Source organism: Streptomyces sp. NBC_00271 (assembly GCF_036178845.1).
GTDB lineage: Bacteria > Actinomycetota > Actinomycetes > Streptomycetales > Streptomycetaceae > Streptomyces.
The window spans coordinates 6,830,697-6,850,164 of record NZ_CP108070.1 but is presented as its reverse complement, the minus strand read 5'-3'; the positions used below and the strand labels follow the sequence as shown (position 1 = coordinate 6,850,164).

General features: G+C 70.5%; 14 protein-coding genes, 2 pseudogenes and 1 riboswitch. Of the genes and pseudogenes, 10 read left to right on the top strand and 6 right to left on the bottom strand.

Annotated elements, in window-relative coordinates; translation table 11 throughout:
• Positions 1-57: 57 nt before the first annotated feature.
• The 3 genes from OG798_RS31150 to OG798_RS31140 form a co-directional block, all read right to left on the bottom strand.
• Positions 58-1,299 (bottom strand): LolA family protein, encoded by a 1,242-nt coding sequence (locus OG798_RS31150; protein ID WP_328758020.1) that lies wholly within the window; start codon positions 1,297-1,299, stop codon positions 58-60.
• A gap of 245 nt (positions 1,300-1,544) precedes the next feature.
• Positions 1,545-2,576 (bottom strand): CHRD domain-containing protein, encoded by a 1,032-nt coding sequence (locus tag OG798_RS31145; protein WP_328758019.1) that lies wholly within the window; start codon positions 2,574-2,576, stop codon positions 1,545-1,547.
• A gap of 219 nt (positions 2,577-2,795) precedes the next feature.
• Entirely contained in the window at positions 2,796-3,806 is a 1,011-nt protein-coding gene (locus OG798_RS31140; RefSeq protein ID WP_095853161.1) for a polyprenyl synthetase family protein, read from the bottom strand.
• Positions 3,807-4,091: 285 nt separating this feature from the next.
• Here OG798_RS31140 and OG798_RS31135 point away from each other — a divergent pair.
• From OG798_RS31135 to OG798_RS31125, 3 genes and pseudogenes are all read left to right on the top strand, one after another.
• Positions 4,092-5,093: pseudogene (locus tag OG798_RS31135) on the top strand (CocE/NonD family hydrolase); the annotation flags it as partial.
• 272 nt (positions 5,094-5,365) lie between these two features.
• On the top strand, positions 5,366-5,626 hold the full coding sequence (locus OG798_RS31130; RefSeq protein WP_443053884.1) for a hypothetical protein: 261 nt from the start codon (positions 5,366-5,368) through the stop codon (positions 5,624-5,626).
• A gap of 272 nt (positions 5,627-5,898) precedes the next feature.
• Positions 5,899-6,059, top strand: a riboswitch (cyclic di-AMP (ydaO/yuaA leader).
• 4 nt (positions 6,060-6,063) lie between these two features.
• Positions 6,064-6,762, top strand: a complete 699-nt coding sequence (locus OG798_RS31125; protein ID WP_267062571.1) for a LysM peptidoglycan-binding domain-containing protein — start codon at positions 6,064-6,066, stop codon at positions 6,760-6,762.
• A 146-nt stretch (positions 6,763-6,908) separates the two neighbouring features.
• Here OG798_RS31125 and OG798_RS31120 read toward each other — a convergent pair.
• From OG798_RS31120 to OG798_RS31110, 3 genes and pseudogenes are all read right to left on the bottom strand, one after another.
• A pseudogene (locus OG798_RS31120) lies at positions 6,909-7,712 on the bottom strand (HAD family hydrolase); the annotation flags it as partial.
• Between the two features lie 304 nt (positions 7,713-8,016).
• Complete coding sequence (locus tag OG798_RS31115) at positions 8,017-9,219, bottom strand: FAD-dependent oxidoreductase (RefSeq protein ID WP_095853163.1); 1,203 nt, start codon at positions 9,217-9,219, stop codon at positions 8,017-8,019.
• A 27-nt stretch (positions 9,220-9,246) separates the two neighbouring features.
• On the bottom strand, positions 9,247-10,518 hold the full coding sequence (locus OG798_RS31110) for a carboxylate--amine ligase (RefSeq protein ID WP_095853164.1): 1,272 nt from the start codon (positions 10,516-10,518) through the stop codon (positions 9,247-9,249).
• 333 nt (positions 10,519-10,851) lie between these two features.
• Here OG798_RS31110 and fahA point away from each other — a divergent pair, with 333 nt between their 5' ends.
• From fahA to OG798_RS31075, 7 genes are all read left to right on the top strand, one after another.
• Positions 10,852-12,075 carry a fumarylacetoacetase gene (gene fahA, locus OG798_RS31105; RefSeq protein ID WP_121415359.1) on the top strand — a complete coding sequence of 408 codons (1,224 nt, stop codon included), beginning with the start codon at positions 10,852-10,854 and terminating at the stop codon, positions 12,073-12,075.
• Positions 12,076-12,478: 403 nt separating this feature from the next.
• Positions 12,479-13,258, top strand: a complete 780-nt coding sequence (locus OG798_RS31100; protein WP_179857080.1) for a GntR family transcriptional regulator — start codon at positions 12,479-12,481, stop codon at positions 13,256-13,258.
• A 166-nt stretch (positions 13,259-13,424) separates the two neighbouring features.
• Positions 13,425-13,652, top strand: coding sequence for a 4Fe-4S dicluster domain-containing protein (locus tag OG798_RS31095; protein ID WP_010986276.1), 228 nt, complete (start codon positions 13,425-13,427; stop codon positions 13,650-13,652).
• 15 nt (positions 13,653-13,667) lie between these two features.
• Positions 13,668-15,017 carry an ABC transporter substrate-binding protein gene (locus OG798_RS31090; RefSeq protein ID WP_121415361.1) on the top strand — a complete coding sequence of 450 codons (1,350 nt, stop codon included), beginning with the start codon at positions 13,668-13,670 and terminating at the stop codon, positions 15,015-15,017.
• Positions 15,014-15,871 (top strand): ABC transporter permease, encoded by an 858-nt coding sequence (locus OG798_RS31085; protein ID WP_267062570.1) that lies wholly within the window; start codon positions 15,014-15,016, stop codon positions 15,869-15,871. Before OG798_RS31090 ends, OG798_RS31085 begins: the two co-directional genes overlap by 4 nt.
• The gene (locus OG798_RS31080; protein ID WP_328758018.1) at positions 15,855-16,661 is read left to right on the top strand and encodes an ABC transporter ATP-binding protein; all 807 of its coding nucleotides are present in this window, start codon (positions 15,855-15,857) and stop codon (positions 16,659-16,661) included. The genes OG798_RS31085 and OG798_RS31080 overlap by 17 nt, the downstream gene beginning before the upstream one ends.
• Before the next feature lie 11 nt (positions 16,662-16,672).
• Entirely contained in the window at positions 16,673-19,444 is a 2,772-nt protein-coding gene (locus OG798_RS31075; protein WP_443053882.1) for a fumarate reductase/succinate dehydrogenase flavoprotein subunit, read from the top strand.
• Positions 19,445-19,468 lie beyond the last annotated feature (24 nt).

Below are 19,468 nucleotides of genomic sequence, written 5' to 3'. Positions count from 1 at the left end.
CGTCCGAACGTCGGTTCCGTACGTCAGTTTCGTACGTCAGTTCCGTACGTACGGTACTCAGTGGGCCGCGTTGGCCGCCTTCACCAGCGCGTCCTTGGTGACCGCACCGGCGTACACCTTGCCGTCGACCGTGATCAGCGCGTTGACCAGGCGGGTCGAGAAGACCGTGCCCGAGCCGAACTTGCCCTTGACGTGGTCACCGAGGGAGTTCAGGAACCCGGAGACGTCGCCGCCCTCGGACGACGAGCCGGAGGGCATGCCCTGGCCGCCCGTGTCGAACTCCGCGATGGTGCTCCAGCCCTTGCCGATGGTCTTCAGACCGTCGAGCCCCTTGCCGAGGTCACCGTGGCTCGGAGCGGACTCCGGGGCCTTGGATTCCTTGGATTCCTTGGTGTCCTTGCCATCCTTGTCCTCGGTGACCTTCGCGCCCTTCGGCGGGGTGAAGTCGAAGGTCGAGGCGGCCGGCTTGGCGAAGGCGACCTGGGTGAACCCGGCGTCCACGACGGCCGCGCCGCCACTCGTCGGGACCAACGTGAACTTCAGCGGCACCCCGGTCTTCGCGTCCACCGCGACGGTGATCGCGCCGACCGTGGAACCGGACTGCTTCGGCTTGATGAGCAGCTTGTAGGCGTCACGGCCCGCGACCTGCGCCGTGCCGTCGACCGTCACGGAGGTCGTGTCGTCGACCGACTTCAGGGCCTCGTCGGCGAGCTCCTTGGGCGTCGTCGGGACGTCCTTCGGCGCCTTCTCCTCGCCCTTTTCGGCTGCGGGGGCCGTCGAGTGGTACACCTCGTTCGACTTGCTGTCGTACGCCCACACGTCGTTGCCGTTGTGGATGATGCTGTACTCGGCGGCGTTCTCCAGGACGGAGACCTTGGCCTTGTCCGGGCCGTCTGCCGCGACGCGTACCGTGTGCGTGCCGGAGGCCAGCTCCATGAGCTTGGACTGCGGGTCGGCGGAGGAGCCGCCGGACCCCTCGGTGGCGCCGGACAGCATGCCGCTCTCCAGGCCGCCCAGGCTGGGCAGTCCAAGATCGGTGCTGACCTTGACCGTGCCGGACAGCTGCTGGACGTCCGACTTGGCGATCTTCTCGATGAGCTGCTCTGCGGTGATCTTCGGCAGGCTGGGGTCGCCGGAGTCGGCGAGCGCCGGGACGAGCCCGATGGTCGCGGCCGCCACCCCCACCACTGCGACCGGAACGACGTAACGAGCCGCCTTGCGCCGGCCGGCGCGGACGTCGTCGGCCTCGTCGGGCAGCCCTTCCGCCCCGGCGGTCCTGTCGGATTCGTACGGTGCCATGTGTGCCTTACCTCCGTCGTCGGCGGCGGCCTACCGTCCTCACTTCTCCACCCCTATAGCCGCCATTCTCACCCGAACCGGTGAGGAGTGGTGTTCTCAATCTGACCAAATCGGCCGACGAGAAGCGTCAGACCCCGGACTCAACTCCGTGTAGTCCTGCGGTATGACGTGAGGAGGCGGTGGCTCCCCCGACCCGTAGGGGTTGGGGAAACCACCGCCTGAGCCTCACTGAGCCCCGGTACCCGTCAGCGCTGCACGAACACGTAGTCCGCCTGGTAGGGCACTCCCACGATCGCGCCCGGTGAGCAGGAGCCGGCCGGGGCGACGCCGCCCACGGTGTTGAGCCGCAGGATCTCCTGCGTGTCGGCCAGCAGACCGCGGTGCTTGCCGGACTGGGTGGCCTTGAGGTCCAGCTCGGCGATGTTCTTCTCGCCGTTCGGAGTCTTGGAGATCACCGCTCCGGTGACCGCGCTGCGGTCGGGTGCGACCCACTGCGGCGTACCGGAGTTGGGCTTCACGAACGTGTGCACGATGTTGCCACCGAGCAGCGCCGCGACGTCACGCTGAGCGAAGGCGTAGCCACCGCCCTCGGCGGGCTTGCACTCGTAGATCTGCTTGCCCTTGACCACGGACGCCTGGAAGTTGCCCAGGGCGTCGCGGAAATCGAGGGAACCGGTGACCTTGTGGAGCTGGCCGCGGACGGCTCCACCCGGGAACTCGGCGGTGTGCAGATTGGCGTAGAACGCCCCCGGGTCGTTCTTCAACCGCTCCAGCAGGGCGGCATCCTTCACCTTCACGGTGCCGACCACGTGGTGGCCCTTGATCCTGCCGAGCAGCTTGGTGAAGTCGATCTTGACGCCGCCGTTGGTGCCCTTGGCGCCCTGGTGGATGTGGAGCATGGTCGGCCTGCCGGTGCCGCGCCAGGTCACGGCGACGGACACCTTGTCCCCCTTGACCTTGATGAACTCCAGAGCCGCGCCGTGCTTGTCGCCGACGGCGGGGCCGCCCTGGACGGGCACCTCGTTGGCGCCACGGAGGCTGGTGGCGAGGATGGTGCCGCCGCTGCCGCCGACGACTCCGCTCTGCGCGACGATGGTCTGGTCGCCGTGCGCCGAGTGGCTCATGCCGCCGTGGTCACTGTGGTGGCTGCCGCCTGCGGCGACCGCCGGGATGACGGCGGCGGCGACACCGGCCGCGGCTGCCACCGCGACACCGGCCATGATCAGGCCCTTGCGGCGCGTGTCCGACATGGCCTTGAACGTGGCGTTCGATTCCATGATTCTTTTTTCTCCCCGTAATGCAGCTGACGCCCCCTGCGTCAGCTTCTGTGCGGGAGTACGGACCGATTCCTACTCTGGACTCAATCCAGCAATGTGACGTGCGTCACAGGGGGGAGGGCCCGCGTCGACACCCGGGGAGGGCGTACGCCAGTGGGCCGCTCCGGTAGCGGCTCGCTCCGGCAGGGGCTCGCCCAGGCAGGGGCTCGCTCCGGGCACCTATCCGGCCCGGTGCACCACCGCGTCCACCAGCTCCATGAGCGCCGCCTTCGCGTCGCACTCGGGGAGCGGGACGAGCGCGGCGCGGGCTTCCTCCGCGTACCGCACGGTGTCACGGCGGGCCTGCTCCAGCGCGGGATGCGCCCGCAGCAGGGCCAGCGCCTCCGCGTGCCGGTCGTCGTCCGTGAGGTCGGAGTCGAGCAGCTCGCACAGCGCGATGTCCTCGGCGAGACCGAGCCGCTCCGCCCGCTCACGCAGCCGCAGCACCGGCAGCGTGGCGATGCCCTCGCGCAGGTCCGTACCGGGCGTCTTCCCGGACTCGTGGGAGTCGGAGGCGATGTCCAGCACATCGTCCGCGAGCTGGAAGGCGACGCCCAGCCGCTCCCCGTACTGCGTCAGCACGTCCACGACCGTCTCGTCGGCGCCCGACATCATCGCGCCGAACCGGCATGCCACGGCGACCAGCGAGCCGGTCTTGCCGCTGAGCACGTCGAGGTAGTGGTCGACCGGGTCGCGCCCGTCGCGCGGCCCCGCCGTCTCCAGGATCTGTCCGGTGACGAGCCGCTCGAACGCCTCGGCCTGGATACGGACGGCCTCGGGCCCGAGGTCGGCCAGGGTGTGGGACGCGCGCGCGAAGAGGAAGTCGCCGGTCAGTACGGCGACCGAGTTGCCCCAGCGGGTGTTCGCGCTGGGCACGCCGCGCCGCGCGTCGGCCTCGTCCATCACGTCGTCGTGGTACAGGGTGGCGAGATGGGTCAGTTCGACGACCACGGCCGAGGGCACGACACCCGGCGCGTAGGGGTCACCGAACTGCGCGGCGAGCATCACGAGCAGCGGACGGAACCGCTTCCCGCCGGCGCGCAGCAGGTGCTGCGCGGCCTCTGTGATGAAGGGGACCTCGCTCTTGGTGACTTCGAGCAAGCCCTCCTCCACAGCCGTCAATCCGGCCTGGACATCGGCTTCGAGAGCCTGGTCCCGCACGCTCAGCCCGAACGGCCCGACGACGGTCACGAGAGGTTCTCCTGTCTGCTGACGATCACATGGCGAACTCGGTCGATCATTCGGTCGATGACACGGTTTGTCGATGTGTCGCTGCCATCACTCAAGTCAGCGTATCCGGTCACGTTTCGATCACCACGAGCGCCCACCGTCCCCACTGCCGACTTCCTCCCGACTTCCCTCTCCCCCGCCACCTGATGTCCCCCGAGCGGCAGACAGTCCCGCACCTGGGCGGTACGGGATCACGGGCGGTATGTTCCCGATCGGTCGATATGACCGGATGTGACCGTGATGAGCATGCACATCCGTACGCCCTTCTCCCACGAGACGACTCACGAGGATCTGTGGATCCCGCTCCCGGACGGCATCCGCCTGCACGCGCGCGTGTGGCGCCCGCTGACCGACGCGCCCGTCCCCGCGCTCCTCGAATATCTCCCGGACCGGCTCACCGACCGGACCGCGCCACGCGACTGGCAGCTCCACCCCTGGTACGCGGGCCACGGCTACGCGTCCGTCCGGGTGGATGCCCGCGGTCACGGCAACTCGGAGGGCGTGCCGACGGACCCGTATGGGGAGGGCGAGTGTGGCGCGCCATGTGGGTGAAGCGCCTGGAGACGGTGGAGCCGTTCATCCATACGTGGCTGTAGGTGGCTGTACGTGGCTGTCCCACCCGACCCGGGACGCGTACTGGCGCCACGCCAGTGTGTGCGAGGACGGGGGATCGCGAGGATGGGGATACGGAGGGACCCGGACCGAGGCCTGCCGCCGGGCCCGGCGATCGGCTTCCTCCAGGAGACGCCGGGGTGGTGGGACTACTGGCTCAGGCCGGCCGATCGCGTCGGGGTCAAGGGCCGGGTCAGGCCCGGACCCGGACCCTGACGCGATCGGCCATCCCGACCTCGGTGTGATCAACAGTCCGACCCCGGCGTGAGCAACCGTGACGTCATGGCCGCGGCACCCCCCGGCGACGACGTACCCGTCCCTCCCCGGCCGCTGGGTGGGCGACACCGCCTGACCCTCCCCCTCCGCGACCCCGATCGCGTACGCGCTGCGGGGCGCACCGTGCTGGTGCGCTCCCCTCAGCACACGGGCGTGGACGCGGGCCGTTTCCGCCCCGTCGGGAACGACGCGGGCCTGCCGCCGAACCAGCGGGAGGAGGGCGCGAGGTCGGCCCGCTTCGAGTTCGAGGTCCCGGGGGGACCTGGACCCCGGGGCGCCCCAGGGTCCGCCTCCGCCGACGTCGCTGCCGACGGTTCCTCGACGCTGGTGACCCGGGGTGCTCTGAACCTGTCAGCGCGCTAGGGCCCCGACCAGGCGGTCTCCTGGAAACCGGGCTCTACGGAGGACGTGTCTTCCCTCGAACTTCCGGTGCGAGCAAGGGAGTCGGACCCGGGCGCGTACACCATCGACGAGCCGAACCCGCTCTCCGCCCGTACCTCTCGACGACGTCGATCCGTCTGCACCGCCCGGAGCCGCCCTGGGACGCCCGGGTCGAGACACGCTCCGAACTCAGCTGCGACGCCCGGGAGTTCGTCACCTCGAACGAGCTGATCCGCAAGGACGGCAACGAGGTGGTCTTCCATCGGACGTGGGAGCGAAGAATCCCCCGGGCCGAGGCGGTGACGAGGACCAACAGGGCTTACGCGGGGCAGGAGTTCGGGCCCCACCCGGACCTGATGCGCCACGAACTCCCCGAATATTGGGCCTACGGCCTCTACTTCAACCCCAACGCCGGCCGGCTCCCCGACGACGACCTCGACACGGACCTGTCCGCGGGGGAGGTCCGCCCGGCTCCGCCCGCGGACTCACCGGCCTGGACACTCGAGGCGTGATGTCCGATTTGCCGCCAGTGCCGCTTTATTTCTGCTTGGTCGCGTGAATTGGGTCACTCCCATACAGGGTGGGCTCTTTATCCCGTCTTGACGACTCCCCCTTTGCATAAGGCAAGTTGAGTGTCACGTTCCGGATTAATCGGGCATTTTCTCCCTCGTATTGCCCAGGTGAAAGCGATCTACACCGGGAAATGAGGGCTTGTTCCGGACATGTGCTCTCGCATACGTTCACGTCAATCCGGACGGACCGCCCAATCCTGCCGCCGACCGGAACATCCCAGCCACCCACACACACGCACGGCAGGAGCGGGGGACCCAGGTAAGCCGCCGATCCGGACACCGGAACGGCTAGGGGTGAAGTCGCACACACCGTGCGGCCGGGCAGCTCCCGCCCGAACCCGACAGCTCACTTCGCAGGCGCCGGAGAGGAATTCGCCATGTCCGCACGAGGCAAGCACCGCAGCTTCAAGATCCACGGCATGCTCACTCGGGGCATCCTCGCCGCGGGAATGGGCGGAGTCACACTCGCCCTTCCGCTCGTGAGCGCGGCCTGCGCGCAGGCCGCCACGGCCACCACCACTGATGTCCAGCTCATCACGTACAAGGTGGTCGCGGGCGACACCCTGGCCAAGATCGCGCAGAAGTACCCCAAGAGCGGCGGCGCGGCGAAGCTGTACGCCGCCAACCGCGCGGTCATAGGCCCCAACCCGACGACGCTCCGTCCGGGCCTCACCCTGACCGTGGGCACCAAAACCGTCCAAATCCCCGCCAAGAAGACCCCGGCTAAGACGGCGCCCACCACGTCGAAGACGTACGCGAACAACCTCGACGGATGGATCAAGCACTCGCTGGACATCATGGCCCGCAACAAGATTCCCGGCACCTACAACGGCATCCACCGCAACGTCATGCGCGAGTCCTCCGGAAACCCCCTGGCCATCAACAACTGGGACTCCAACGCCAAGGCCGGCATCCCCTCCAAGGGCCTGCTCCAGGTCATCGACCCCACGTTCAAGGCCTACCACGTGCCGGGCACGTCGATGAACCCCTACGACCCGGTCGCGAACATCACGGCGGCCTGCAACTACGCGGCGCACAAGTACGGCTCGATCGACAACGTCAACGGGGCCTACTGACAGGACTGGTGGGGCTGGTTGGGCCGGTAGGGCTGGTACGACTGCCGGGGCTGATGCGGCTGATACGGCTGATGAGGTCGGAGAGACTCGGAGAGCTGCCGGGACCCACCGGGCTCTCCGGACTCCCGGAACCGATCCGACCGGCACGGGAACAGCCGCTCCAGCACCACCGCGATCCCGTCGTCCTCGTTCGACAACGTCACCTCGTCGGCCACCGCCTTCAGCTCCGGATGGGCGTTGGCCATGGCGACCCCCCGGGCGGCCCAGTCGAACATGGGGATGTCGTTGGGCATGTCGCCGAAGGCGATGGTGGCGGCGGGGGTGAGACCGAGGTGGGCGGCGGCGAGCGCCAGACCGGTTGCCTTGGTCACGCCGCATGGCTGGAGTTCGACGGTCCCGGGCCCCGACATGGTGACGGTGGCCAGCGAGCCCACCACACCCCGGGCCGCCGACGCCAACTCGTCGTCGGACAGCGACGGGTGACGGAGCAACACCTTGCTGATCCGCTCCGTCCACAGGTCGTCGCGGTGGCGCACCCGTACCGCCGGAAGCGTCGGATGCGGCATCACGTACCCCGGCTCGATGAGCGTCAGCCCGTCCACGCCGTCCTGGTCCACCGCGGCGTAGAGCAGCCCGACTTCCGCCTCGATCTTGCCGAGCGCGGTCTCCGCGAGTTCCCTGTCCAGGGTCACCGACCACAGCAGTCGGTCCGCCGCCGCGTCGTACAGCTGCGCCCCCTGCCCGCACACCGCCAGCCCCGCGCCGCCGAGTTCGTCGAGCAACGGTCGTACTCTCGGCGCCGGGCGCCCCGTCACGACCAGGTGTCGGGCGCCCGCCTCGGCGACCCTCTCCAACGCGGCCCGGGACCGGTCGGAGAGGGTGTCGTCGCCGCGGAGCAGCGTTCCGTCCAGGTCAGTGGCGATAAGTGAATATGCAGTCGGAGCGGCCATGATCCGAAGAATACGGATCGAACGACTCGTCGGCCCGGCGGGAACCGGACGACGTCCGGTATCCCGTCAGCAACTGCGTTCACCGTACGAGGCGTACCGGGCGTACAAAGTGCACTTCCGCCCCCGCCCACCGAAGCGGGCGATACGAAAAGACTCCGAGCGGAATGTCACTCCAGAGGATGACGCGGCTGCGGTGACTGTGGCCGCCTGAACCCAACACGAGCTCCGACGCGGCGGGTTGGGCCCCGCCCACGGCGTGGCCCACCGGTCACCGACCCCTCCGGCCGTACGGCCCCCCGTCACCTCATGCGTGCGCGCCCGCCAAGTGCTTGGCCAGCCGCGGCGAAGCGAACTCCGTACCGCACACGAACCGCATCACCGGCCCGTACGAAGCTGCCGCCGGCAACCCCGTGAAGTACAGCCCGGGCACCGAGGAGCAGTACCCCGCACCGAGCTTGGGAGTGCCGCGGCTCACCGCGAGTGCCGTACGCAACTCGTGTCCCAGGAAGTCCATCGCGGCGATGTCGACGCGATATCCGGTCGCCGCGATGACATGGTCGGCGGCGAGCTCCTCGGCCCGGCCGCCCAGGGTCTGCACGGAGAGGACCGGACGCCCGTCCGAGACGTCGGCGCGAACGATCCCGGAGACCTCGCTGACCTCGACCTTGCCCTCGAAGCGGTCGCGCAGCCACCACGCCCCGAGGGGGCCGAGCACCCGGCGGACCAGGTAGTGCCGGGCCTCGCCGGGCAGATAGCGGTACGGATGCGGGTAGTAGCTGAGCGCCCACAGGGACCAGGCGCGCCCGAAGGGCGACTCGGGACGCAGCTTCGGCTGCTTCCAGGGCGGTGCGCCGAAGGCGACCCTGCCCCGTCCCCGGGACACCACCCGGACCTGCGCGCCCGCCTCCGCCGCGAGCGCCGCCGTCTCCAGCGCGGACTGGCCCGCGCCGACGACGATCAGTTCCTTGCCGGAGAACCGGGTGAGGTCGTGGTGCTGGGAACTGTGCGAGACGGGGCCGGTGGGTGTGGGTCCGTCCGCCGCCGCGCCGCCCAGTTCGGGTGGCAGATGGGCGAGTCCGTACAGTCCCGTGGCCACGACGACCGCCCGCGCCGTGAACGACTCCCCCGAGTCCAGCTTGAGTTCGAAGCCCTCGCTGCCCCGGCGGTCGACGGACACCACCCGCACCCGCTCCAGCTCGGGCACCAGCTTCTGCTGGAACCACTCGCCGTACGCGATGAACGTCTCGACCGGAATGATGTCCTCGTCCGTGACGAGCCGGCGGATCCCCGCCGCGTCGCAGTAGTCGGCGATCGTGTGGCCGGGCTGCGGGGCGTCGAGACTGGACGCGACCGGGGTCGACTTGAGGAGCATCCCCTCGGGCATGTGGTCACGCCAGCTCACCATGGGCTCGCCGAACACACGCACCGGGATGCCACGCGCCCGCAGATGGGCGGCGGTGGACAGGCCGAACGGGCCGGCACCGATGACTGCTACCGGATGAATCACGAAGTCCCTCCCCAGGACGTACTTTCGTCACTTCGTGGTCGTACTGGTGCTGTTGCCACGGCGGTTGGTCCGCCACAGCTGATAGAGATGCCTCGCGCCCGGCCGCACGAAGCGCGCGAGCATCGTGAAGAACGGCCGCAGGTCGTCACCCGCGAGCCAGGCCAGCTCCGTGCCACTCGCGCGAGTCGGCGCGTGCGGGGTCGTGTAGCCGCTGCGCCGGTAGGCGAGCAGGGCCGGCAGGTCGATGTTCTCCACGATGTACCGGTGACCGGCCCGTTGTTCCCCTTCGGGAACGGTGCGCCCGGTCAGGTCGAGATGCATGGCCCGGACGACGTCGATCCCCGACTCGTTCTCGAAGAGCCGGAACTGCGCGCCCATCCGGGGGTTGAAGTCGAGGAGTTTGTACTGCCCGTCGCGCCGGTCGAAGCGCAGGTCGAGGTCGATGACGCCGCTGAAGCCGATCTGTTTGATGAAACGTGCGGCGAGGTCCGCGAGTTCCGGATTGTCGACGACGTACGCGTTCGCCGTCATTCCCGCGTGCGGCGGCCAGGAGCGGACCTTCACGCCCGTGAACATCGCGAGCGGCGTCGAGTCCGCGTCGAAGTACGCGTGCACGATCCAGTCCTCCGCCTCCTCCCTGGGCAGGTACTCCTGGAGGATCACGCCCGGCTGATCACCCCAGTCCCGGGCGAGTGACAGCAGCCCCTCCCGGGTCGCGATCCTCGTCGTCCCGTTCACCGCCGGCTGGCTGCGGCGAACGAACGCCTCCCGGTTCTTGGCGACGATCGGAAACCGAGCGCTCTCGGCGAACTCCACGATCTCCTCGTACGACTGCGGAAAGGCCGCCGCCGGACTGGGGATGCCGTGTTCCACACAGAGTTCGTGCAGGCCCTGCTTGCTGGCGAGGCGCCGGGGCAGTTTGGCGTCGACCCGGGGGAAGAGAAACCGCTCCCCCAGCTCCTCCTGGTGCTCGGCGATCAGGACGGCCGCCTCCTCGTCCGTCGGGACGAGCACCGTCGGCCGCCCGATACGGGCCCCGATCCGCAGCAACCCCTCGACGAGACGCTCCGGCTCCTCCGTCCCCGTCGTCGGCCAGACGAAGGCACGGCGCAGATAGCGCGAGGCCGCGGCAGGCGTGTAACGGTCCTCGGTGATCGCATACATCGGTATGCCGAGGCGGCCCAGACTTCGGATGGCGCCCACACCGCCGTGGTGCAGCGGATAGTCGCCAAACTTCACGATCAGGCCCGGAACGTTCCGATCGGCGTCGACCGGTACTCCGCTGACGCTCCTGGCCACGGGTCCCCCCACGTGTCCCCCCTACGGACCGGACCCACCCCGTCCGTGTCCCCAAAGGACGCTAAGCCGGAACTACCGCGTCCGACAAGGCCTATTCGGACATTGCGAACTCTTTAGGCACTGTCGAGGCAACTCTTCGGATACCGCCCCGGCGACTCACGACAACTCGCGGCAACTCGGTGGGCACTGCCACAGCACGTCACTCCCCCGTAACCTGTGCCGCGACCACCCGGAACACGTGAAACACCCGCACATGCACCGCGCGGATGACACGGCCAAGACAGTCACACGAACCACACAGCGCGCACGACCACGAAAGCGAGGCACCACCCGATGCCCCCCTTCGATGTCCCCGAGGGCGATCCCTTCGGCCCGCACAACCTCCCCTACGGCGTCTTCTCCCGGGCCGGAGCGTCCGAGCGGAGCGTCGGCGTCCGGCTCGGCGACCACGTCCTCGACGCGGGAGCGACCGCCCGGGCACTCGGCTCCCCCTACGCCGAACTGCTCGCGCAGCCCACCCTGAACCCGCTGCTCGCCGCCGGCCGCACGGCCTGGTCCGACGTACGCCGCGCACTCACCGCCTGGGTGACGGTCCCGGCCCACCGGGAGACCATCGCACCCCTCCTGCACCCTCTCTCCGAGGTGACCCTGCACCTCCCCTTCGAGGTCGCGGACTACGTCGACTTCTACGCCTCCGAGAACCACGCCCGGAACGTCGGACAGATCTTCCGCCCCGACGCCACCGACTCCCTCACCCCCAACTGGAAGCACCTGCCGATCGGCTACCACGGCCGCTCCGGCACGGTCGTGGTGTCGGGCACGGAGGTGGTCCGCCCCTCGGGCCAGCGCAAGGCTCCTTCCGACACCGCCCCCGTCTTCGGCCCCTCCGTCCGGCTCGACATCGAGGCGGAGGTCGGCTTCGTGGTCGGCGCACCCTCGACCAGGGGCACGTCCGTCCCGCTCTCCTCCTTCCGCGACCACGTCTTCGGCCTCTGCCTCCTCAACGACTGGTCGGCGCGCGACATCCAGGCCTGGGAGTACGTCCCGCTCGGCCCCTTCCTCGGCAAGTCCTTCGCCACCTCCGTGTCGGCCTGGATCACCCCGCTCGACGCGCTGGACGACGCACGGGTCGCGCCCCCGGCCCGCACGCACCAGCTCCTCCCCTACCTGGACGACTCCGAGGACGAGCCCGGCGGCTACGACCTCCGTATCTCCGTCGCCGTCAACGGCCACGTCGTCTCCGAACCCCCCTTCTCCACCATGTACTGGACGGCCGCCCAGCAACTGGCCCACATGACGGTCAACGGAGCCTCCCTGCGCACCGGCGACCTGTACGGCTCGGGAACGGTCAGCGGCCCCTCCGAGCACGAACGCGGCTCCCTCCTGGAACTCACCTGGAACGGCCGCGACACCCTTGACCTCCCCGACGGCAAGCGGGCCTTCCTGGAGGACGGCGACGAGGTCACCCTGACGGCCTGGGCCCCGGGCCCCGGCGGCACACGAGTGGGACTGGGCGAGGTGAGGGGCCGCATCACCCCGGCACCCAACCCCTCCTGACTCCAGCGGCGTCCGGGGGCAACTGCCCCGGCGGAGTCTGGGGCAACAACCCCGGCGGAATCCAAGGGCAATGGGCCCGCACTGTTCCGGGGGTGCAAACCCCGCCGGGGTGGCAGGGGCGAAGCCCCGCGGTGGTTCCCCCGGGGAGGGCAGCCCAGGGGGTCGAAGGGGCGGAGCCCCTGGGATGGGACGGGTAGGGGCGGCGGGGGCGACGACCCCTACCCCGTCGGCCCCACGCCCCCGCACCCACAAGACACCCCCGCCCCACACCGCGCCCCCACGGGTGGCAGATCTCCCCTCCTCCCGGCCAAAACCGCAGGCCAACCACCGACCTTCACCATCGACAGGTGGCGCAACACTCCAGCAACACCACCACCCGCACCCCGTCGGTATGGTCCGTCGCATGCCCACCGAACGCGTCCGAGAGCACGCCGGCCCCGGCGCGACCACCGTCGCCGCCCACCGGCGTCGGCTGCGCGCGGACCGGGCGAGGCAACTCGCCGACCTGCTCCGCCACCAGGTGCTGACCGGCGGTTTCCCGGACGGCGCCCTGCCGCACGAAGCCGCCCTCGGCACCGACTACCGCGCCTCGCGCAACACCGTCCGCCAGGCCCTGGACCTGCTCCGCGCGGAGGGATTGGTGCAGCGCCTCCCCGGCGTCGGCACCGTCGTCGTCGCCCAGAAGTACCCGCACGGACTCGACCGGCTGATGGGACTCGCGGAGACCCTGCGCGAACACGGCCAGGTCACCAACGAGGTCCGCACGGTCGGCCCCGTGGCCGCGCCCACCCCCGTGGCCGACCGCCTCCGTATCGCCCCCGGCGCCGACGTCCTCTACATCGAACGCCTCCGCCGCCTCGACGGACTCCCTCTCTCCCTCGACCTCACCTACATCCCGCTCGACCTCGGCACCGCCCTGCTCGGCGCCGACCTGGAGAACACCGATGTCTTCCGCCTCCTGGAAGCCATCGCCGGCCAGCCGCTGGGGCACGCCGAGATCACCCTGGAGGCGGTCAACTCCGACGCACACTCGGCGGCCGTCCTGCAAGCGCCCCGCGGTGCGGCCGTCCTCATGCTGGAGCGGCTCACTCACCTCGCCGACGGCCGCCCCGTGGACCTGGAGTTCATCCGCTTCCGCGGCGACCGCATCACGATGAGCGGCCAGCTCAACCGCGCGCTCTGACGCCTCTGCTCACCACGCCACCGTCACCTCCCTTCCTCACCGCACCACGCCCCCCACCACAGCTCCCTTTCACCGCCGCGCCCCTCACCGCCGCGCCCCTCCACCCCTTCATCGTTTCGAAGGGTCCTTCCGGTTCATCCCACGCACGACTTTTCTGGAGACAGCCATGCCCTTGGCGCCCCAGCGGGCCGACGTGCCCGTGACCATCGACGAGTCGAAGTGCATCGACGGCTGCACGCTCTGCGTGGACATGTGCCCGTTGGACTCCCTCGCCATCGACGAGAGCAACGGCAAGGCGTACATGCACGTCGACGAGTGCTGGTACTGCGGCCCCTGCGCGGCCCGCTGCCCCACCGGGGCCGTCACGGTCAACATGCCCTACCTCCTCCGGTGAGAGGACCGAACTCCCATGAAACTCAAGGCATTCGCCGCCCTGGCCACGGCCGCCCTCGTGCTTCCTCTCACCGCCTGCGGCAGCGGCACCACGACCGGCGCCGGCTCCACGGTCACCATCACGGTCGGCTACCAGTCCAAGACCATCAACACCGTCACGGCGGGAACCCTGCTTCGTTCCCTCGGCTCCTTCGAGAGGGAGTTGAACGCCCTGAGCGACGGCACCACGTACAAGGTGAACTGGCAGGACTACGCGACCGGCGCCCCGATCACCGCCCAGATGACCGCCGGGAAGATCGACATCGGCTCGATGGGTGACTTCCCGCTGCTGATCAACGCGGCCCGCGGCAAACAGCTCGGCCGCCCCACCCGCCTCGTCTCCGTCACCGGCTACAACCTCCGAGGCGGCCTCAACACCATCGTCACGGCGCCGGACTCGAAGCTCGCCACCCTCGACGACCTGCGCGGCAAGAAGGTGTCCACCAGCATCGGTTCGGCGGCCGACGGCACCCTCGTACGAGCCCTGCAGCGCGCCGGAATCGACCCGGACAGGGGCATCCAGAAGCTCAACCAGCAGCCCGCGGTGGGCGCTTCGGCCCTCACCGCGGGCAGCACCGACGCGCTGTCGCAGTTCGTCGCCTGGCCCGGCCTGCTCGCCTTCCAGGGCAAGGCGAAGGCCCTGTACGACGGCGCCGCACTCGATCTGCCGACCTTCCACGGCGTCACCGCCCGCGAGGACTTCGCGAAGAAGCGTCCGGCCGTGCTGGAGGCCTTCCTCCGGGCGCAGTCGGAGGCGACGGCCTATCTGCACGACCACCCGCTGGCCGCCGCCCAGAAGGTCGCGAAGGCGACCGATCTGCCCGCTGAGGTCGTCTACCTCTACAACGGCGCTCACGGCATCGCCACCTTCGACCCGGCCCTCAAGTCCCAGCTGATCTCCGCGCTGAAGAAGGACGTCTCCGTCCTGAAGTCGGCGAAGCTCGTGGGCGACGTCGACGTGGACGCCTTCGTCGACGACCAGTACGTGAAGCGGGCCCTCGGCCCGACCGCGTACGCCGATCAGCTCGCCGCGTCACCTCCACCGGCCGCGAGCGAGGTGTGGCCCAAGGGCGCCTCCTCGACCCTTACCTTCGCCTCCCCCTCCGCTCTCCTCCACTACGTGTCCTCCCACCGCGACACCGTCCGCGCCGCGTACGTCCCCGACGCCACGACCGGCACCCTGTGGTTCGCCGACCGGGCGGTGTGGGTGGCCGACGGCAGCGACCTGCGCCCCTTCGTCACGGCGGCGACAGCCCTGGCGTACCTCGCCGGCCACCAGGGCGCGCACACGATCTCGTACGCCTCCGCGCTGGAGCGGGCGTCATGACCCGGTATCTCGTCAGGGCCGCGTCGCTCGCCGTGGCCCTGACCGCCTGGCAGCTGCTGACCAGCCTGAACGTCGACCTCTGGCTGCGCTTCTCGCAGTTCCCGACCGTCGCCGACGTGGCCCGTGCCTTCGCTGGCCGCCTCGGCGGCCACGACTACTGGACGGACCTCACCGACAGCCTCACCCGGATCCTCACCGGCTTCCTGCTTGCGGCCGTCCTGGGGGTGGCCACGGGCGTGCTCGTGGCCCGCTCGCGCCTCGCCGAGGACCTGCTCGGCCCGCTGGTGGAGGTGCTCAGGCCGATCCCCGCGATCGCGCTCGTCCCGGTGGCGATCCTCCTCTTCCCCAGCAACGAACAGGGCATCGTCTTCATCACCTGCGCCGCCGCCTTCTTCCCGGTCCTGGTCTCCACCCGGCACGCGGTTCGGGCCCTCGTCCCCGTGTGGGAGGAGGCGGTGCGCACCATGGGCGGCGGCCGATGGCGGATCCTCGGCTCGGTCGTCCTGCCCGGCGCCCTCCCCGGGATCTTCGGCGGTCTCTCGGTCGGCATCGGCGTCTCGTGGATCTGTGTGATCTCCGCCGAGATGATCTCCGGCCAGTACGGCGTCGGCTACCGCACCTGGCAGGACTACACCGTCGTCGACTATCCCGGTGTCTTCGTCGGCATGGTCACGATCGGTGTGCTGGGCTGGGTCACCTCCACGGCCGTCGAGCGCGTGGGGCGATGGCTCACCCGGTGGCTGCCACGCACCGAGTACGTCGCCGCGGCGCGCGTGCGCAGGGCCCCCGCCCCGGTCTCGTCCGTCCCGGAGCCTGTCCGCGAGGAGGGGGTGTGCGATGAGCACCTCGTCTGAGACCGGGACGCCCGTCGCCGCACGCGGCACCCGGCTGTCCCTCACCCGCGCCTCGCTCGGCCGCCCCGGCGCCCCCGTCCTCGAAGGCGTCGACCTGGACACCACCCCCGGCGAGATCCTCACCGTCGTCGGCCCCTCCGGCTGCGGCAAGTCGACCCTCCTGCGCACCCTCGCCGGGCTGCTGCCCGCACTCGCCGGAACCGTCACCCAGGACGGTCGCCCCCTGGTGGGCCCCGGTGCCGACCGGGCCCTCGTCTTCCAGGAGGACGCCCTCCTTCCCTGGCGCACCCTGCGCGCCAACGTCGAACTCCCGCTGGCCATCAAGGGCTCGTCCCGCACCGAGCGACGCGCGCAGGCCTCGGTCTGGCTCGCCCGCGTCGGACTCGCCGACCGCGAACGGCAGTTGCCGCATCGCGTCTCCGGCGGCCAGCGCCAGCGCGTCCAGCTCGCCCGCGCCCTCGCCGGAGCACCCCGCGCCGTCCTCATGGACGAACCCTTCGGCGCCCTCGACGCCCAGACCCGCGCCGGCATGCAGGGCCTCCTCGTCGAGGTACTGCACGGCACCGGAGCGACCGTCGTCTTCGTCACCCACGACGTGGACGAGGCGCTGTTCCTGGGCGACCGGGTCGCACTCCTCGGCTCCGGGCACCCGGCCGACGACAGCGGTCCCGGCAGCCCCGGCCGGCTTCTCGCCGTACGTGAAGTACCGCGCCCGCGTGATCGATCCGCACTCGACGACCCGGCGCGGCTCAGCCTGCGCCGCGAGGTCCTCACGTCCCTCAGCACCTGAAAGGCACCCTCGTGGACACCCCCGTCGACACTCCCGTGGAGATCCCCGCGCTCGCGGACGCCGAAGAGCTGTCCTGCGACGTCCTCGTCATCGGCGGCGGCACGGCCGGCACCATGGCGGCACTCACCGCCGCCGAGCACGGGGCCGATGTCCTCCTCCTGGAGAAGGCGCACGTCCGCCATTCCGGCGCTCTCGCCATGGGCATGGACGGCGTCAACAACGCCGTGATCCCCGGCCGCGCCGAACCCGACGACTACGTCGCCGAGATCACCCGCGCCAACGACGGCATCGTCGACCAGTCCACCGTCCGCCAGACCGCGACCCGCGGCTTCGCGATGGTGCGGCGCCTGGAGTCGTACGGCGTGAAGTTCGAAAAGGACGAGCACGGCGAGTACGCGGTCCGCCAGGTGCACCGCTCCGGCTCGTACGTGCTGCCGATGCCCGAGGGCAAGGACGTCAAGAAGGTCCTCTACCGGCAGTTGCGGCGCCGCGAGATGCGCGAGCGCATCCGCATCGAGAACCGGGTGATGCCGGTACGGGTCCTCACGGCGGAGGGGCGTGCGGTGGGTGCCGCGGGCTTCAACACCCGCACCGGGCGGTTCGTCTCCGTACGCGCCGGGGCCGTGATCCTCGCGACCGGCGCCTGCGGCCGCCTCGGCCTGCCCGCCTCCGGCTACCTCTACGGCACGTACGAGAACCCGACCAACGCCGGTGACGGCTACGCCATGGCCTACCACGCCGGGGCCGAACTCACCGGCATCGAGTGCTTCCAGATCAACCCGCTGATCAAGGACTACAACGGTCCCGCCTGCGCCTACGTCGCCAACCCCTTCGGCGGCTACCAGGTCAACCGGCACGGCGAACGCTTCGTCGACTCCGACTACTGGTCGGGCCAGATGATGGCCGAGTTCGCCGCCGAGATCGCCTCGGACCGGGGCCCGGTGTACCTCAAGCTCAGCCACCTCCCCGAGGAGTCCATCAGCGCCCTCGAGTCCATTCTGCACACCACCGAACGCCCCACGCGCGGTACCTTCCACGCCGGTCGCGGCCACGACTACCGCACCCATGACATCGAGATGCACATCTCCGAGATCGGTCTGTGCGGCGGCCACTCCGCTTCGGGCGTACGGGTCGACGACCACGCCCGTACGACCGTGCCCCGTCTGTACGCCGCCGGGGACCTGGCCTGTGTCCCCCACAACTACATGATCGGCGCGTTCGTCTTCGGCGACCTCGCGGGAGCGGACGCCGCCCAGTACAAGCCCTACGAGGGCGAGTTGCCGCAGGACCAGCTGCGCGACGCACACGAACTGGTCTACCGCCCGCTGCACCACCCGGACGGGCCCCCGCAGTCCCAGGTCGAGTACAAGCTCCGCCGCTTCGTGAACGACTACGTGGCGCCGCCGAAGTCCGGCGCCCGGCTCTCCCTCGCCCTGGAGGCGTTCGAGCGGATGCGCGCGGACATCGCGGAGATGGGTGCCCGCACTCCGCACGAGCTGATGCGGTGCGCCGAGGTCACGTTCATCCGCGACTGCGCGGAGATGGCGGCCCGCGCCTCCCTGGCCCGCACGGAGTCCCGCTGGGGCCTGTACCACGACCGCACGGACCATCCCGCGCGCGACGACGACTCCTGGTTCCACCACCTCGACCTGCACAAGTCCCCCTCCGGCTCCATGAAGTTCACGGCCCGTCCCGTGGCCCCCTATCTCGTCCCGGTTCCCGACTTCGCCCCGACGGGCGGCGCCTCCCGACACCTCGGCGAGGTCCACCCGGAGCCGGTCGCCACGGCGGGGGCACAAGACGCCGCGCCGGTGGCCTCGGCGCCCCCTTCCGGCACGGTCCCCGTCACCGATCCCGACCGCAGGGGACTCGACCACACCGGCGCCGGCACCTCGCCCCGCCTCCTCGAACTTCTCGCCCTCACGGAACAGGAGCCCGAACTCACCGCGCTACTGCCCTACTTGGACGACCCGTCCCCCGCTGTCCGACGCTCGGCCGTCGACGTCCTCACCGAGACCGTGCCGCCCGGCACCGGCCCCGCCCTCGCCGCCGCACTCCGGGACCCGCACGGCGACGTACGGGCCACCGCCGCGGCCTCGCTGCGCGAGCTGGTGGAGACCCTGCCGGCCGAGCCGAACCTGAGCGAAGGCCTCGCCGCCGCCCTCGCCGAGGACGATCCCGTCGTACGCGCCGCCGCCCTGGACGTCCTGCGCGCGCTGCGCCTGGGCGACGGTGAACTGTTCGCGGACGCCCTCGCCGATCCCGAGATCGCCGTCCGCGTCGAGGCCGTGCGCGCCCTCGTCTCCGTCGACGCCGCGGAGCACCTGAGCCGGGCCGCGGCCGACCCGTCCCGCGAGGTCCGCGTCACGGTGGCCAAGGCCCTCGCCAACGTGACCCCGGGAAAGCTCGTCGCGGACACCCTCGACCGGCTCACGACCGATCCGGACGCCCTGGTCCGGGCAGCGGCCTTCGCGACGCTGGCCGTCACCGGCTGTTCGACGTCCCTGGCCGTGCGTGCCGTCGCCGCCCAGGCCGACCCCGCCTGGCAGGTCCGCTCCGGCGCCGCGACCGCGCTGTCCGCCGCGGAGGCCCGGGTCGCCGTCCCGGCGCTGGCCCGGGCTCTGGAAGACCCGAACGCCGACGTCCGCAAGGCGACGGTCCTGGCCCTCGTGCAGCACTCCGCGATCGACGAGGACGCCCGCGCGGCCCTGGCCACGGCCACGGCGGACTCCGACGCGGACGTCAGGGCGTACGCGTCACGGGCCCTGTGCCCACAGGGCTGAGCAGAGAGCTGGGCAGAGGGCCGG